General features: G+C 65.5%; 15 protein-coding genes. 6 read left to right on the forward strand and 9 right to left on the reverse strand.

Going from position 1 to position 13,746, the window contains the following annotated elements:
• Positions 1 to 217 precede the first annotated feature (217 nt).
• On the forward strand, positions 218 to 1,138 hold the full coding sequence (locus VGC77_RS17220; protein WP_331172790.1) for a LysR family transcriptional regulator: 921 nt from the start codon (positions 218 to 220) through the stop codon (positions 1,136 to 1,138).
• Here VGC77_RS17220 and VGC77_RS17225 read toward each other — a convergent pair whose 3' ends face one another.
• The 4 genes from VGC77_RS17225 to VGC77_RS17240 form a co-directional block, all read right to left on the reverse strand.
• The gene (locus VGC77_RS17225; protein ID WP_331172791.1) at positions 1,139 to 1,570 is read right to left on the reverse strand and encodes a DUF1489 domain-containing protein; all 432 of its coding nucleotides are present in this window, start codon (positions 1,568 to 1,570) and stop codon (positions 1,139 to 1,141) included.
• A gap of 34 nt (positions 1,571 to 1,604) precedes the next feature.
• Positions 1,605 to 2,555, reverse strand: a complete 951-nt coding sequence (locus VGC77_RS17230) for a hypothetical protein (RefSeq protein WP_331172792.1) — start codon at positions 2,553 to 2,555, stop codon at positions 1,605 to 1,607.
• 187 nt (positions 2,556 to 2,742) lie between these two features.
• Positions 2,743 to 2,934: a hypothetical protein gene (locus VGC77_RS17235; RefSeq protein WP_331172793.1), complete on the reverse strand. Its 192-nt coding sequence runs from the start codon at positions 2,932 to 2,934 to the stop codon at positions 2,743 to 2,745.
• Positions 2,935 to 3,183: 249 nt separating this feature from the next.
• Positions 3,184 to 3,849: a glutathione S-transferase family protein gene (locus VGC77_RS17240; protein WP_331172794.1), complete on the reverse strand. Its 666-nt coding sequence runs from the start codon at positions 3,847 to 3,849 to the stop codon at positions 3,184 to 3,186.
• Between the two features lie 133 nt (positions 3,850 to 3,982).
• Here VGC77_RS17240 and VGC77_RS17245 point away from each other — a divergent pair, with 133 nt between their 5' ends.
• Positions 3,983 to 4,258 (forward strand): DUF3253 domain-containing protein, encoded by a 276-nt coding sequence (locus VGC77_RS17245; RefSeq protein ID WP_331172795.1) that lies wholly within the window; start codon positions 3,983 to 3,985, stop codon positions 4,256 to 4,258.
• Between the two features lie 19 nt (positions 4,259 to 4,277).
• On the opposite strand, the gene VGC77_RS17250 is transcribed toward VGC77_RS17245, so the two are convergent.
• The 3 genes from VGC77_RS17250 to mgtE form a co-directional block, all read right to left on the reverse strand.
• Positions 4,278 to 5,078 carry a YdcF family protein gene (locus VGC77_RS17250; protein WP_331172796.1) on the reverse strand — a complete coding sequence of 267 codons (801 nt, stop codon included), beginning with the start codon at positions 5,076 to 5,078 and terminating at the stop codon, positions 4,278 to 4,280.
• A gap of 50 nt (positions 5,079 to 5,128) precedes the next feature.
• Positions 5,129 to 5,947 (reverse strand): aldo/keto reductase, encoded by an 819-nt coding sequence (locus tag VGC77_RS17255; RefSeq protein WP_331172797.1) that lies wholly within the window; start codon positions 5,945 to 5,947, stop codon positions 5,129 to 5,131.
• Between the two features lie 95 nt (positions 5,948 to 6,042).
• Positions 6,043 to 7,464 carry a magnesium transporter gene (gene mgtE / locus VGC77_RS17260; protein ID WP_331172798.1) on the reverse strand — a complete coding sequence of 474 codons (1,422 nt, stop codon included), beginning with the start codon at positions 7,462 to 7,464 and terminating at the stop codon, positions 6,043 to 6,045.
• A 164-nt stretch (positions 7,465 to 7,628) separates the two neighbouring features.
• Between mgtE and VGC77_RS17265 the strand changes: the two genes are divergently transcribed.
• A complete protein-coding gene (locus VGC77_RS17265; RefSeq protein WP_331172799.1) occupies positions 7,629 to 8,402 on the forward strand; it encodes a polysaccharide deacetylase family protein in 774 nt (257 codons plus the stop codon).
• 138 nt (positions 8,403 to 8,540) lie between these two features.
• Positions 8,541 to 9,851: a polysaccharide deacetylase family protein gene (locus VGC77_RS17270; RefSeq protein ID WP_331172800.1), complete on the forward strand. Its 1,311-nt coding sequence runs from the start codon at positions 8,541 to 8,543 to the stop codon at positions 9,849 to 9,851.
• 3 nt (positions 9,852 to 9,854) lie between these two features.
• Here the strand turns inward: VGC77_RS17270 and VGC77_RS17275 are convergent, their stop codons facing one another.
• Positions 9,855 to 10,229 (reverse strand): hypothetical protein, encoded by a 375-nt coding sequence (locus VGC77_RS17275; RefSeq protein WP_331172801.1) that lies wholly within the window; start codon positions 10,227 to 10,229, stop codon positions 9,855 to 9,857.
• Between the two features lie 767 nt (positions 10,230 to 10,996).
• Between VGC77_RS17275 and VGC77_RS17280 the strand changes: the two genes are divergently transcribed.
• Together VGC77_RS17280 and VGC77_RS17285 are read left to right on the forward strand one after the other, a co-directional pair.
• A complete protein-coding gene (locus VGC77_RS17280; protein ID WP_331172802.1) occupies positions 10,997 to 11,437 on the forward strand; it encodes a hypothetical protein in 441 nt (146 codons plus the stop codon).
• A gap of 85 nt (positions 11,438 to 11,522) precedes the next feature.
• Positions 11,523 to 12,362: a hypothetical protein gene (locus VGC77_RS17285; RefSeq protein WP_331172803.1), complete on the forward strand. Its 840-nt coding sequence runs from the start codon at positions 11,523 to 11,525 to the stop codon at positions 12,360 to 12,362.
• Here the strand turns inward: VGC77_RS17285 and VGC77_RS17290 are convergent.
• On the reverse strand, positions 12,352 to 13,080 hold the full coding sequence (locus VGC77_RS17290) for a LuxR family transcriptional regulator (protein WP_331172804.1): 729 nt from the start codon (positions 13,078 to 13,080) through the stop codon (positions 12,352 to 12,354). The genes VGC77_RS17285 and VGC77_RS17290 overlap by 11 nt on opposite strands.
• Positions 13,081 to 13,746: the final 666 nt, after the last annotated feature.

A 13,746-nucleotide genomic window follows, 5' to 3' on the forward strand; every position in this document is an offset into this window, starting at 1 on the left:
TCTGCCCGCTCAACACCGCCTGCACCAACCGCTCTCGACCAATCGGCGTCAAACGGGCATTCTTGTGGATGTTCATCCGGTCCTCCTTGGATGCCTGAAGCTTCGCAACCTCAGTCTCCTCGGTCCGGATCGGATGGACAACCTATTGAAAGCTCACAACTAGTCGGCCGCGGCACCTCGCGCTATATCTCGACAATGCATAGGATTGTTCCGAATAATGGATAAATCTGACGTCACCTTGGAGCGGATGCGAACCTTCGTCCGCGTCGCCGAGCGTGGCAATCTGTCTGCGGTGGCGCGCGAACTCGGCGTCGGGCAGTCGACGGTGACGCGGCAATTGCGCGAACTCGAACAGGCCGTCGGCGTGCCGCTGCTGAGCCGGACCACGCGGCGCGTCACGATGACCGCCGAAGGCAGCCGCTATTACGCCGACAGCCTGCAGATCCTGCGTCTGGTCGAGCAGGCCGGCGACGAGGTGCGCGGCACGCGGGGCGCCGCCGCCGGCACCATCCGGATCTCCTGCACCGCCGGTTTCGGCGTGTTGCACCTCACCCGGCTGGTCTTCGCGTTTCAGGACCGCTATCCGGACATCGGGATCGATCTCAACCTGTCCGACCAGCGGGTCGATCTGGTGCGCGAGGGTATCGACATCGCGGTTCGTCTGGCGCCGCTCACCGACAGCTCGATGAAGCTGCGGACGCTCGGCCACAGCCGGCGTCTGCTGGTGGCGTCTCCCGACTATCTCGCGGCGCACGGCCGCCCCTCGAACCCGCAGGATTTGTCAGCCCATCAGGGCATTCGGATGTCGAACGTGGCCGGAAGCGAGACGCTGGCCGGGCAAGGACCCGGCGGCGAGCGCTCTGAGGTGCCGTTCGGCGGACGCTTCGTGGTCGATCATGGCCTCGCGGTGCGCGAGGCGCTGGTCGCAGGCCGCGGCATCGCCCCGGCCCATCGCTGGCTGGTCGATGATCTATTGGCGGCGGGTCGGCTCGAGGAGATCCTGCCGGACTTTACGGTGCCGACGATGCCGCTGAGCATGCTGATCGTCCCGGAGCGCGCAGGCATCGCGCGGGTTCGGCTGCTGATCGAATTCTTGATCGACCAGATCGGCCGCCTGCCGGGGATCGAACGCCCGTGACTACAACAGCCCGAGTTCGCGCAATTCGCGGCGCATCGGCTCCGGCATCGCCGCGATGCTGGCGGCCGCGCTGCCGAGGTCGGGGGGCACCTCGGTCAGGTAGCGCCAGCCCTGGAACGGGCGCATCGGCCGCGGCGCCACCGCGATCACCTTGGGCTGCATGATCAGCCGGCAGCGGGCGATGCCGTCGTGATCGCGAAACGGCTCGATCGCCACGATCTTCTCGCGCGCCGCGATCTCGCCGCGGATCACCCAATAGATCGAACCGCCGTCGAGCAATTCGGCGTCGCGCTTCGGCGTCATCCGGGTGACGTGGATGTGGTGGCGCGGCAGCCCCTGCGCCTTGGCGAGCTTGGCGCGCTCGGCGACCCGGCCGGACAGGTCCTTCACCGATTCACAGCCGACGGCGAGCTTGATGAGATGAAGCGGCATGGGCGCAGCGAATACTCCGGAACCGGACCGATGGCTACTGGTCGGCGCCGGCGGACGCCGGCTCCTGCGGCGCCGGCGCAAGCTGAACCGGCGCCGGCGCGCGCGGTTTCGGCGCGGCGGGCTTCTTCGCCGCCGGCTGCGCCGGGCGTGCCGCCGCCTGGGTGGCCCCCGATGCGGGGTTTGCGGCATTGCCGGCCGGCGCCGCTCGCGCCGACGTGGTCGGCTCCGCCGTCATGATGGTGACCGGCGGGATCGAGGCCGAGTTCGGGAAATCCGCGGTGGTCGGCTTGCCGGTCGGCACCGACTGCGGCAGCGCGGTCACCACGGCGGTTGTCGCCGTCGCCGGCGCCGGCATGTTCCAGGCCGCGGCGTAGCGCAGCACCAGCCCCTCATAGACCCGCTCGTCCATATTGGCCGCAATCTGGCTGTGGTCGGACAACGACCGATAGGCCGCGCAATCATTGGCCTGGCAATGATCGCGCGCCATCAGCACATAGGCCACCAGACCGTAGCGGTCGCGCTCCACCGAACGCCGCAACCGCTCCAGCTCGGCGGGCATCGGCTTGCTGGCGGGCGCGACGTCGCCGAAGGCGGTGAGCCGCGCGATCCGGCCCGCGGTGGCGGCAACCGCCGCGGCAATCGTATCGGGCGAGCTGAACAGCTGTTTCTCGCAGCCGGCGAGCACGGCTTCGCCGGCCAGTTCGTCAAGGCAGGCCAGGGCCGGCACCGCGGCGTCAAACGCCGGGGCCGAACTCGCCAGCCGTGAACCGCCCTCGCCGGGGCCGCGGATGATGGCCGCCGCCGCGGTTGCGATCGCCAGCAGCGCGATCACCGCCAGCGCCCCATTGGCCACCGATTTTTCCGCGCGCAGCACCGCGACGAACAGGATGACCGCGAAAAGTCCGGCGGCCGCGATCGTCAGCCAGATCGGAAAGCTGGGCTGGCGCCACAGCTGCTCGATCGAATTTGCCCAAGCCCAATTCATCCGCGTTGTCCCCTGCGCGTCGTCGTGACGAAGTCCGGTCTTGCAGCTGAATTATGCGCAAGTTTTGGCGAACCCGGTTTGCCCACAGCCGAGCCGCGACACTCCCATACAAGACCGGCCGCATCCTGGTGAAGAATGCGGCCGATGGTCCTGAGTCGAGACGGTATTGAGTGAGATGACAGCGAGATCAGCAGACCTCGAGTTGGCTTTCCTTGGCGACCCGCTCAAAGGCTTCGGTCGAACTCTTGATCCGGTACTGGAAGTCGTCGCCCTCGGTGGGCAGCAACCGGATCACCTCGTAAATGCCGCTGGCGGCCGGACGGGCCACATTGCTGGCGGTAAAATACACATTCTCTCCAACGATAAACTTATGCTTCAACGACCCTCTCCATTACGCAACGAGAAACGCCGGCTTGCCCCAGCCCCGCGGCAGTCCCGGCCGAAAGCTTGGGTTGCATATAGCACGCAGGAGGGCATTTTGGCCAGTTGCATACAGGCATGGCAAACGTTCGGAATTTGCAGCCATTTCAGTATGATGGGCGTTCTTTATGGGGCCATCGGCGATTCCGCGGCAAGCCGGTCACTGCGAGCCGCTCGCAGCTCGCCCGGGCGACCCGTTTAACAATCGTTAACCACCGCAGTCCTGCTCGAACTTCTCGATCACCAGGGTTTCGGCCAGACCGGCGTCGGTCCACTGCCGAAATGCCGGCAGCGCGGTCATCGCCGCGATATAGGCCCGCACCTCCTCGGAGCCGTCGATCGCATAGCTCAGAAAGCGATGCACCACCGGGGCATACACCGCATCCGCAGCGCTGAAGCCGCCGAACAGATACGGGCCGATTTCGCCGTAGCGCTGCCGGCACTCCGACCAGATCGCCTGGATCCGCGCGATGTCGGCCAGAGCCGCCGCCGATAGCGGCTTGGCTCGGACCGGACGGTGCAGGTTCATGCCGCATTCGTTGCGCAGCGCCTGGAAGCCGGAATGCATCTCCGCCGACACCGACCTCGCATGGGCGCGGCTGCCGCGATCCTCGGGCCACAGCCTGGCCTCGGGGAAGCGCTCGGCGGCGTATTCGATGATCGCCAGCGAATCCCACACCGTGATGTCGCCGTCGACCAGCACCGGCACCTTGCCGGCGGGACTGAAGTCGAGAATCCGCTGCTTGTCGGCGGCGCCGGTGTAGAGCGGAATCGCCACCTCGTCGAAGGCGATGCCGGTCGCCTTCAAAGCGAGCCATGGCCGCATCGACCACGACGAATAGTTCTTGTTGCCGATCACCAGAATAAGCGCCATCGCCAGTCTCCTTGCGGCGCGCAATCTGCACGCGCCGCCGCAGCCGATCAAGCCGCGCCACGACAACCCAAGCCGCGCCGCGACAACCAACGGCAGACTTGCGGCGCGGCGCGCGATGCGTCACTGCAGGCTCATGACCGTGCAAGATTCGACGCCCTCGCCCGCCCCGTCGCTCGACGATGGCATTCTGCAAGTTCTGGCGAACGCCGGCAGCGGCACGCTGAGCGCGCCGGAAATCGCCCATGCGCTGGCGCCCGGCGGCGACTGGCACGGGTTGTTGATGCCGATCCGGCGCAGCGCGGTGGCGCTGGCGCTGGCCGGCCGGCTGGTGATCTACCGCAAGGGCAAGCCGGCCGATCCGAACGATTTCCGCGGCGTCTATCGGCTCGGCCTGCCGCGCCACGATTGAGTGCCGGCAACGGTCGCGTTTATCGCCGCGGCCCGGGCACCAGCTGCGTGCTGCGCCCGGCCAGCCGATAGGCGATCAGGCCGACCCATTCGTGCACCGCGACGTCGGTACGGGCCAGCCCGGCGCTGAGCCGATCGAACGGCATCGCGGCGTCGACCCAACCGCGGGTGCGCCAATCCACCGGATAGGCCTCGACCTCGAAGCCGACCGCACGGAACGCGGCGATCGATCGCGGCATATGATACGCCGAGGTCACCAGCAGCCAGCGCTCGCCCGGCTTCGGCGCCACCAGGTCGCGGGTGAAGGTGGCGTTCTCCGCCGTGGTCCGCGAGCGATCTTCCAGCACGATGCGCTCCGCCGCGACCCCGAAGCTTTGCAGCAGCGCTCCGGCGATCGGCGCCTCCGGCACCGGCGCCTGCACCAGGTTGGCGCTGCCGCCGCTGAACACCATCCGCGCGCCCGGGAATTGCCGCGCCAGTTGCAGCATCGCCACGATCCGTTCCGCAGAACCGTCGAGCTCCAGCGCGTTGCGCGCGGTGGAGGCCTCGGCATCGATGGCGCCGCCGAGAATGATCACGCCGTCCGGCGCGCGGCCGTCGAACTGCCAAGCCGGAAACCGTTCGGTCAGGGACAGCAGCAGCACATTGCCGAGCGGCGACCACCCGGCGATCAGCAGCAGCGTCAAGCCCAGCGCCAACAGGCGCAGGCCGCCGCGGCGCCAGCGGGTTGGCAACAGCACGGCGCCGAGCACGCAGATCATCAGCATCGCGTTCGAGGGCACCGCGAAAAATCCGACAACCTTCGAGGCCAGGAAGAACATCGCTCAGCCGATCCGGCTGCGATCGGGCGCCCGCGGCCGAAGCAAGCCGCTCAATCCCATTTCGGCGCAAAGCCGAAATCGGTGAGCCGCCCCTTTGGGGTCGCCATCGCGAAGATGGCGCGCATCTCCTGGTCGGTCAGTTCGAAATCGAAGATCCCGATGTTCTCCGACAACCGTTCGACCTTCGAGGTCCGCGGGATCGCCACGACGTCCTGCTGCACGATCCAGCGCAGGCAGACCTGGGCTGCGGTCTTGCCGTAGGTGGCGCCGATCCGGGTCAGCGTCTCGGCATTCTTGGCGCGGCCCTTGGCGATCGGGCTGTAGGCCACCACGGCGATGCCGAGATCGATGCAGGCGTTGATGACCTTGTGCTGGTCGAGATACGGGTGGTACTCGACCTGATTGCACACCAGAGGCTGCGGACACTGCGCCACCGCCTGTTCGATCAGGGCCACGGTGAAATTCGACACCCCGATGTGCTGCGCCAGCCCCAGCTCCTTGACATGGGCCAGCCCGCCCAGCGTCTCTGCCAGCGGCACGTGCGGGTTCGGCCAGTGCAGCAACAACAGGTCGACCTCGGACAGCCGCAGCCTGGAGAGGCTGTCCTTGGTCGAGCGCAACAGATCGTGCGGCGCGAAATGCGTGGTCCAGACCTTGGTGGTGACGAACACGTCGTCGCGGCGCACTCCGGAGGCGCGCAGGCCTTCGCCGACCTCGCGTTCGTTCTCATAGATCTGCGCGGTGTCGATATGGCGATAGCCGAGCCGCAGCGCCTGCTCGACCACGCGTGAACAGATCCGCCCGCTCAGCTCCCAAGTCCCAAGGCCGAGCACCGGAATCTTTGCGCCGTGGGCTTCAACAAATTGCATCTCGCCCGTCCGTACCGCCGCCTGCGCCGCCATGTGGCGGGGCCGTCGATTGATTATCGGCGATCGACCTTAATGCCCGATGAAGGGTCGAGGCGCTAACTCAGCCCGAACCACAACGTCGCGATGCCGAGGAACGCGAAGAACCCGACCACGTCGGTGATGGTGGTGACGAAGGTGCCGGACGCCACCGCCGGGTCGGCGCGGAATCGCTCCAGCACCATCGGAATCAGGATGCCGCCGAGCGCGCCGGCCACCAGGTTGCACAGCATGGCGAGCCCGATCACGATGCCGAGCCCCGGGATCTTGAACCAGGCCACCGCGCCGATGCCGGTGATCACCGCAAAGGCGATGCCGTTGACCAGACCGACCAGGCCTTCGCGCATCACGATGCGGTAAGCGTTGCTGGCGCCGAGTTCACGGGTCGCCAGCGCGCGCACCGCGACCGTCATGGTCTGGGTCGCGGCGTTGCCGCCCTGGCTCGCCACGATCGGCGCCAGCACCGCCAGCGCCACCATCTTTTCCAATTGCCCTTCGAACAGGCCGAGCACCGACGAGGCCAGAAACGCGGTGGCGAGATTGACCAGCAGCCAGTTGAAGCGGCCGCGGGCGATGGTCCAGACGTTGTCGGACAATTCTTCGTCGCGGGCGACACCGCCCAGCGCCTTGATGTCTTCCTCGGCCTCTTCCTCGATGACGTCGACCACGTCGTCGATGGTGATCACGCCGACCAGACGGTTGTCGACGTCGACCACCGGGGCTGCGACCAGATTGTACTTGCCGAACAGCCGCGCCACCTCCGCCTGGTCGTCGAGCACCGAGACCTTGCGGCGATCCTCGTCGACCAGATCGGCCAACGCCACCTCCCGGCCGGAGCGCAGCAGCGCATCGAGCGGCACCGCGCCCTGCCAATGCTGGGCGCCGTCGACGGCGTAGATCTCGTAGAACCGCTCCGGCAGATCCGGCGAGTCCCGCATGTGATCGATCGCCTGGCCGACGCTCCAATCCGGCGGCACCGCGATGAACTCGGTCTGCATCCGCCGGCCGGCGGAGTTTTCCGGATAGTCCAGCCGGCGCTCCAGAGCATCGCGCTCCGAGGGCGGCAGCTTTTCGAGAATTTCGTCCTGGTCCTCCTCGTCGAGCGCTTCCAGCAGCTCGACGGCGTCGTCGGACTCCAACTCGCGGACGCCCTCGGCGACGGTCTGCGGCTCGAGCTCCTCGAGGATCTCTTCGCGAACCGCGTCGTCGACTTCATTGAGTGCGGAGAAGTCGAAATCGGCGCCGGTCAATTCGACCAGGCTGACACGCTCATCGGTCTCCAGCGCCTCGATCAGATCGCCGAGATCGGCCTCGTGCAGTTCGGCGACGATTTCGCGCAGAAATCCGTCGTCCTTGGCGGCGATCGCGCGGGAAATTTCGTCGACGAATTCCGGACGGATATCGCCGTCCTCATCGCGCATCGGCAGCCGCTCCAGCAACACGTCGGCGGCGGCGCGGCCATCATCAGCATTGTCGGCCATGCCGCACCTCGCCATGTTGTTTGGTTGCGGATCCTGCACGCCGTCGGACGACGGTCGCAGATCCGGCCGATCGCCCAAGAGTGTTTGAGGCAATAGCCAATAGGCCATGCAAAGCGCAATGAAAAATGTACAACCGGGATCGAGAAACAGCTCCGGAGTCCGTCATGACCGCGTCACGAGTGATCGTCCTTGCCGCCCTGCTCGCTGGCATGACGCCGGCAAAGGCCGCCGACTGCCCGCGCGACGGCACGCTCGGCACCGCGCGGGTGCTCAGCGTCGATGCGGCGAGCACGCCGCGAGTCGGACTGAAGAGCTTTCCGGACACGCTGCCGCTTGAGGACAAGGAGGTGGTGCTGACCTTCGACGACGGCCCGGCGCAGACCACCCCGCAGGTGTTGGCAGCGTTGGCTCACGAATGCGTTCAGGCCACCTTCTTCATGGTCGGCACCGGGGTCACGGCGCTGCCCACCCTGGTGCGCCGGGTGGCGGCCGCGGGCCACAGCATCGGCACCCACACCTGGTCGCATAAGAACCTGAAGAACCTGCCGCCGGAGCAGGCCGCCGAGGAAATCGACCGCGGCATCACCGCGCTGGAAACCGTGCTGCACGGCAAGGCGAGCACGGTGCCGACCACGCCGTTCTTCCGCTTCCCCTACTTCGACTCCACGCCAGCGTTGCTCGAACGGCTGCAGGCGCGCGGCATCGTGGTGTTTGGCGCGGATTTCTGGGCCAGCGACTGGAACCGGATGACGCCGCAGGAACAGCTCGCCCTGATCACCGAGCGGCTCGAAGCCAACCGCAAGGGCATCATCCTGTTTCACGACCCGCGGGCGCAGACCGCCGCGATGCTGCCCGATTTCCTGCGCTATCTGCGCGAGAACCACTATCGCGTGGTCCACGTCGTGGCGAAGGCGCCGGAAGCCAACGTCACGCATTGAGCGCCGGAGCGGCGCCGGGTCGTGGCTTTGCCAAGATGCCGCACACAATTCCGTGCGAAAATCATTGGTTAAGGCCCCGTTCATGGCGCCGCTTGTAAGTTTCGGCACAAGACGGCGGGTCACGGATTGCGGTGTTTGATGTCGGGTAAAGGAACGGTCGGCCGGCGGGCCCGACATTGGGCGACGTTGTGCTTCGGCCTTGCGGCGGCGACCGCCTGCTTCGCGTCACATCCGGCATCGGCCGGCGACTGTCCGGGCAATCCCGACGCCCTCGGCACCTCCCGCACGCTGGTGGTCGATCCGCGCGAACATCAGCGCATCGGCACCATGCAATATGCCGAAACACTGCCGCTGCAGGACCACGAGGTGGTGCTGACCTTCGACGACGGCCCGATCCCGCGGCACAGCGACCAGATCCTGGCGATTCTGGCCGCGCAATGCGTCAAGGCGACGTTCTTCGTGGTCGGCCGGATGGCGCAGGAGCATCCGCAGGGCGTCCGCAAGCTGCGCGACGCCGGCCACACCATCGGCACCCACAGCCAGAACCATCCGCTGAGCATGAACCGGATGTCGATCGAGCAGGCCAAGCAGGAGGTCGACGCCGGCATCGCCTCGGCCACCGCAGCGCTCGGTGACGACAAGGCTCTGGCGCCGTTCTTCCGGATCCCGGGGCTGCTGCGCGCCACCGCGGTGGAGGACTATCTCGCCTCGCAAGGCATCCAGACCTGGAGCGCGGATTTTCCGGCCGACGACTGGCGGCACATTTCATCCGCGCAGGTCTATAACCTGGCGATGAGCCGGCTCGAGGCCAAGGGCAAGGGCATCCTGTTGCTGCACGACATCCAGCCGCGCACTGTCGACGCGCTGCCGCATATCCTGCAGGAGCTGAGGGCCCGCGGTTATCGGATCGTCCAGGTGGTGCCGGCGACGCCGCAGCGGCCGGCCACCCCGACCGAGCCCGGGCAATGGCGCTTGCATCCAATCACCGAGACGGTGGCGACCTCGCATTGGCCGAAGATTCCGAACTTCGTGTTTGCCAATGCGCAGATGCTGCCGGCTCCGATGCTGTCGGAGTCCGATATGCACGACGGCCGCGTCGTGGTGCCGGATCGCGGCCGGCCGCGCCGTCTGGCGCGCGGCGCCGTGCCGCTGCCGGAGGCCGCGCCGTGGCCGCGGCAATGGGCGCAGCCGGCGGGTGCCGCCACCGACATGCCGGTGCCGGCCCGCGAGGTGTTCCAGATTCCGGAAAGCGTGCATGCCGACATCACGGCGCTGACCGCGATGGCGCGCCACGCCGAACAGACCGCGCCGGCTACGCCTTTGGAAGCCGACGCATTGATGCGGCTCAATCGGCTGGGCGGCGGCGGGCTGCAGCGACGGCTGGCGTTGCCTTCGCATCCCAGCGAATTCACTGGCCAATCGCGGCGGGCCGACCCGACGCTGCAATAAGCGTCAGTCGGTGACGATCTTCGCCACGCAGATCAGCACGATCAGCAGCAGGAACATCAGGTCGATATAGGACTTCATCTCGCCGCTGCGCCGGATGGTCGAAACGTCGGTGATGATTCGCCGGCGAACCAGCGATTCCTCGGGACCGAGCCCGAGCAGACCACCGAGCCGGCGGGCTTCCTTCTCCAGTCGTTCGATGCGATGGAAGAAATTGAACGACCGCAGCGCCGAGATCGCGCGCATCGCGACATAGACCAGAATCAGAAACGCCAGGATCGCGCGCTGCTGATACTTGTCCATCGCGTTCAGGCTGTAATAGGCGACGGCCAACAGCACGAAGTTGGAGATGAAGCGGTTCAGATAGCTGAGAAAGACCATGGATCAGGACAATCGTTGAAACGCCGGCGATCGACGTCACCGCCGGTGAAGTTTTGCACGGCGTCGCCCGCGATCTGCAACCGCGCTGCAGCTCGCCGGACCACGCTGCAATCTTCGCCATTCGCATGAAATATTCGTTATGCGGGCCGGACCGTTTGTCCCCGGAGCGACCCGGCTGTCAACGATCCATAGCGCGTTTTCGTGACGATTTTGCCGCTCCGAACCCGCAGCCGCCGTGCCTCAAAAATCTTGCGGCAAACCTGTGGCAGCGCCAACGGCGCTCGGCAGCGCCGGATCGGCGCCGTCGGGCGACGCCGTCTCGGCCGACCGGGGCCCACGACACGTCAAGGGCCCACTTCACGTCAAAGCTACGTCACGTCAAAAAAGGGAGGTTGAGGTGTGGTGCGCTCGGAGGGCGGTTGCATTCTTTGCAGTTTCAATGACTTGTCGAGATTGACGAAGAGTTTAAGTGCAATTCGAACGTATAAAGGCCTTTCAAAGCGATGCCTCGAAGCTGTTCGACTCATTGCCTCCGTCAAGCGCGTCGTTCTCACGGTGTGATCAGGGCCGCGGCCGGTCGTTCTGTCGAATTCATTGTGGCACCGACGTGTTGTCGTCCGTATCTGAAGCATACCGCCCGCGGTCTTCAGATTCGCAGCAACCCACCTGTCAGCTCACTTGCGGTCAGACAGGTCGTGAAGATATCGAAGTGAGCTGAATTGTCTCACGTCGGTTCCGCAAGAACGGGCACAAGATATGGCAACCTCATGTCGGAAGAACAGGAAAGAGTCATTCCGGATGTGGCGCTTCCCGAAGGAAACTTGCCCCTGCCCGATTATGACACCAACGCGGCTGACGGCGATGTCTTGGGCGACCGCGCCGATCTCGCCCGCGCGTTCGCCGACTCTTTTGCCAGGAATTCTCGGATCTTCGGTGGCAGCGATATCTTGACGCTTGAAATCTTCACCCCGGGAGAGCGCGCCGGTATTCTGGTGGCAGCTCTCATGGGACGGGTCGACGAGAGCGGCAGGCGGGCGGTCAGACGGTTCGTGATCATCGTGCCGCCCGGGACGGACACCCGGGCCGCAAGCGCGGAGGCCGGCAACGCAATGGTTGCCCTATCACTCTTTTGGCCGGGCGCGCGTTCTCGTCAGAGGAGCAGACGGCGTTGCCAAAGCCTCTCGGGCTGGTCGCTGCCGCGGACCTAATAATCTCGTCTGTGCTTGATCTCGTCGGCGAGCAGGACGAAAGGACCGCTATTATAATCACCAAAGCGGCCGGCTTTGCGACGAGATGGTCCAGCCGCACGTCCGTCCGGTGCCGAATCACCCCCTTCTGCACCAGGACTTCTGGGTGCCACAGCTACACGCACTCGCGTCCGCAGCGACGGAACTCGCGCGTGAAAGGAAGCTTTATGTCGCACTCGACGCCAACGAGCTCTCGCCGAGCCGGGACGAGCTTTCGAGCCCACTGACATCGATTGACCATTGCGGCGTCCTGGCTGGAAGTAGAGACGAGGATCCCGAAATCGTTCTGGCGCAACACGTCGGCCGGTGGGATCGCTGGATACGGGAGGGGCGGCTTGGCCGAGCGCTTCGCGATCTCGAACACCTGCCACGGAGCCTTGCCAGTCAGAAGACGCTGATCCGGATTCAGCTGACGTACCGAGCTGGGCACTATCCGCAGCCGCTGGCGGCCATCCGCGAGGAGATGGCGCCCGGTCGCAAGCTCGATGCAACCATCCGCGTGAAGCCCGCGCGCTTCGCGCAGGATGCAAACGCCTCACTTCTCGCGGCAGAGTTGCTGGATTCTGTGATCGCCGAGCTTGCCGTCGCGGTCGAACTTCTCGCAGGGTTCTGCGACCTGGCGCTGCGCTCCCGGATCGACCGCATTGTCGGCGTCTACGATGCCGCGATGAGCAGGGTCTATCGCCGCATCGGATGGTCGCCGGTCGTGCTGGCGCGATCTCGGGCGGAGGTCGGACATCTCTATGCTGGGCGATGGATGGTCAGCCCGCAGGTGTCCCACGACCTCCAGCAACGGGTCCGCAAGGCACAGCTCGCCCGGGGCGATGCGCTGTCTAATCGGCCGGTCCCGGATGATCGGCCGGCGCTGGGCGGGCTCACGCCGTGATCAGTTCAAGCGAAAGGGTGAGCGCTATCGCCTGGCTGGTCGTCGACGCCTGAAGCTTGCGGCGCGCCGAACAGAGATAGAGGCGGATCGCACTTTCGGAGAGATCCAGCAGAGCAGCAATCTGCTTCGGGAGGAATCCCTTGGCGAGCAGCTCGATACACTGCTTCTCGCGCTTCGATAGCGGCAGCGGCCTGTACCCCCCGCGCAGACCTGTGCTGATCACCGCCCGCTGATGGAAATGATTGGCGATGATCTGAAACTCACGGATGCAGGCATCGCGCTGCCGGGTCCACTGGACGGCATTGGCGTTCGACGTCACGGTGAAGAGGGAGCGCTCTTCGCTCGGTCCACGGACGGTCGTCGTCAGGCCGTGCCGCCCGACGCCGAACTCATCGGCCTCGCGAAAGAATTTCGCGGACGACGCGGTCTTCTGGTCGATCGTGGACCGATCGAGCGAGAGAAATCCGGCGCGCCCGATGGCAACGACGGGGTCGATCTTGAAGTAATCACGCCGGGTGTAGGTCTCGACCCATTCAGCCGGGTAAGTCAGAATCAGCAGCGGTCGCTCCGCCCTTACCGCTGGCGTATCGGTGGCATGGAACACCGCATGCGCCACTTGATAGGCCTCGCAGATATGGCGAAGTACGTGATGGAGATCGTCGGCCGTGGCCGCAACGCGGATCTTCTCCAGACACCATAGGATCAAACCACTCGTCATCTTGGCGCTCCGCCCTACACCGTCAGCCATGCTGCGGAGGCCAACGGCAAGGGCAGCGATCGCCGCCGCATTCCATATGTCTGCATTCCATACGCCCGCGCGGCGACGTGGTTCGCGCGCCGGCCTGACGGACCGCCAACACCAGTGAGCACCGCCTTGCCGGCCGGCCCCGTTGTTTTCCTGCAGTCCACAGTGAGTTTGCGCGAACTAACCAACGGTGCCGCGACCGCGACCGGATGGCTCGATCCCTAAACAAGCGCCCACCAAAGATTTTCTCAGACATTCGTCGGATCGATGCATGCCCGTCTCGAATGTCGTTACCAAGCGGTTCGCAGGGGTCTGCTGATCAGCTGGACATAGCGACGTGGAAAGAAGTCGCCACCGTTGCAACTTTCAATTGCATTGATGATCGCATTGGTCATTGATGTGAATTAATGCGTCTCGTTGCGCGCTACGTCGATCGCAAGTCTGCACCGACGATCATTCGCGGCGATCCAGCATGATGCACTGCGATTAGCTGCTACGCCATCCGACCGTCGCATCTCGTCGCCTCAGCCAGCTACGCATCGACGATGCGACAGCGTGGCCGGTCTACGTCACCGCTTCGCATCATGCCAACGCACGCTGAGACCAATAACTCATCACGTCGGCGGTTCATCAGGCAGA

This window comes from Rhodopseudomonas sp. (genome assembly GCF_036404135.1).
In the GTDB taxonomy this organism is placed as follows: Bacteria; Pseudomonadota; Alphaproteobacteria; order Rhizobiales; family Xanthobacteraceae; genus Rhodopseudomonas_A.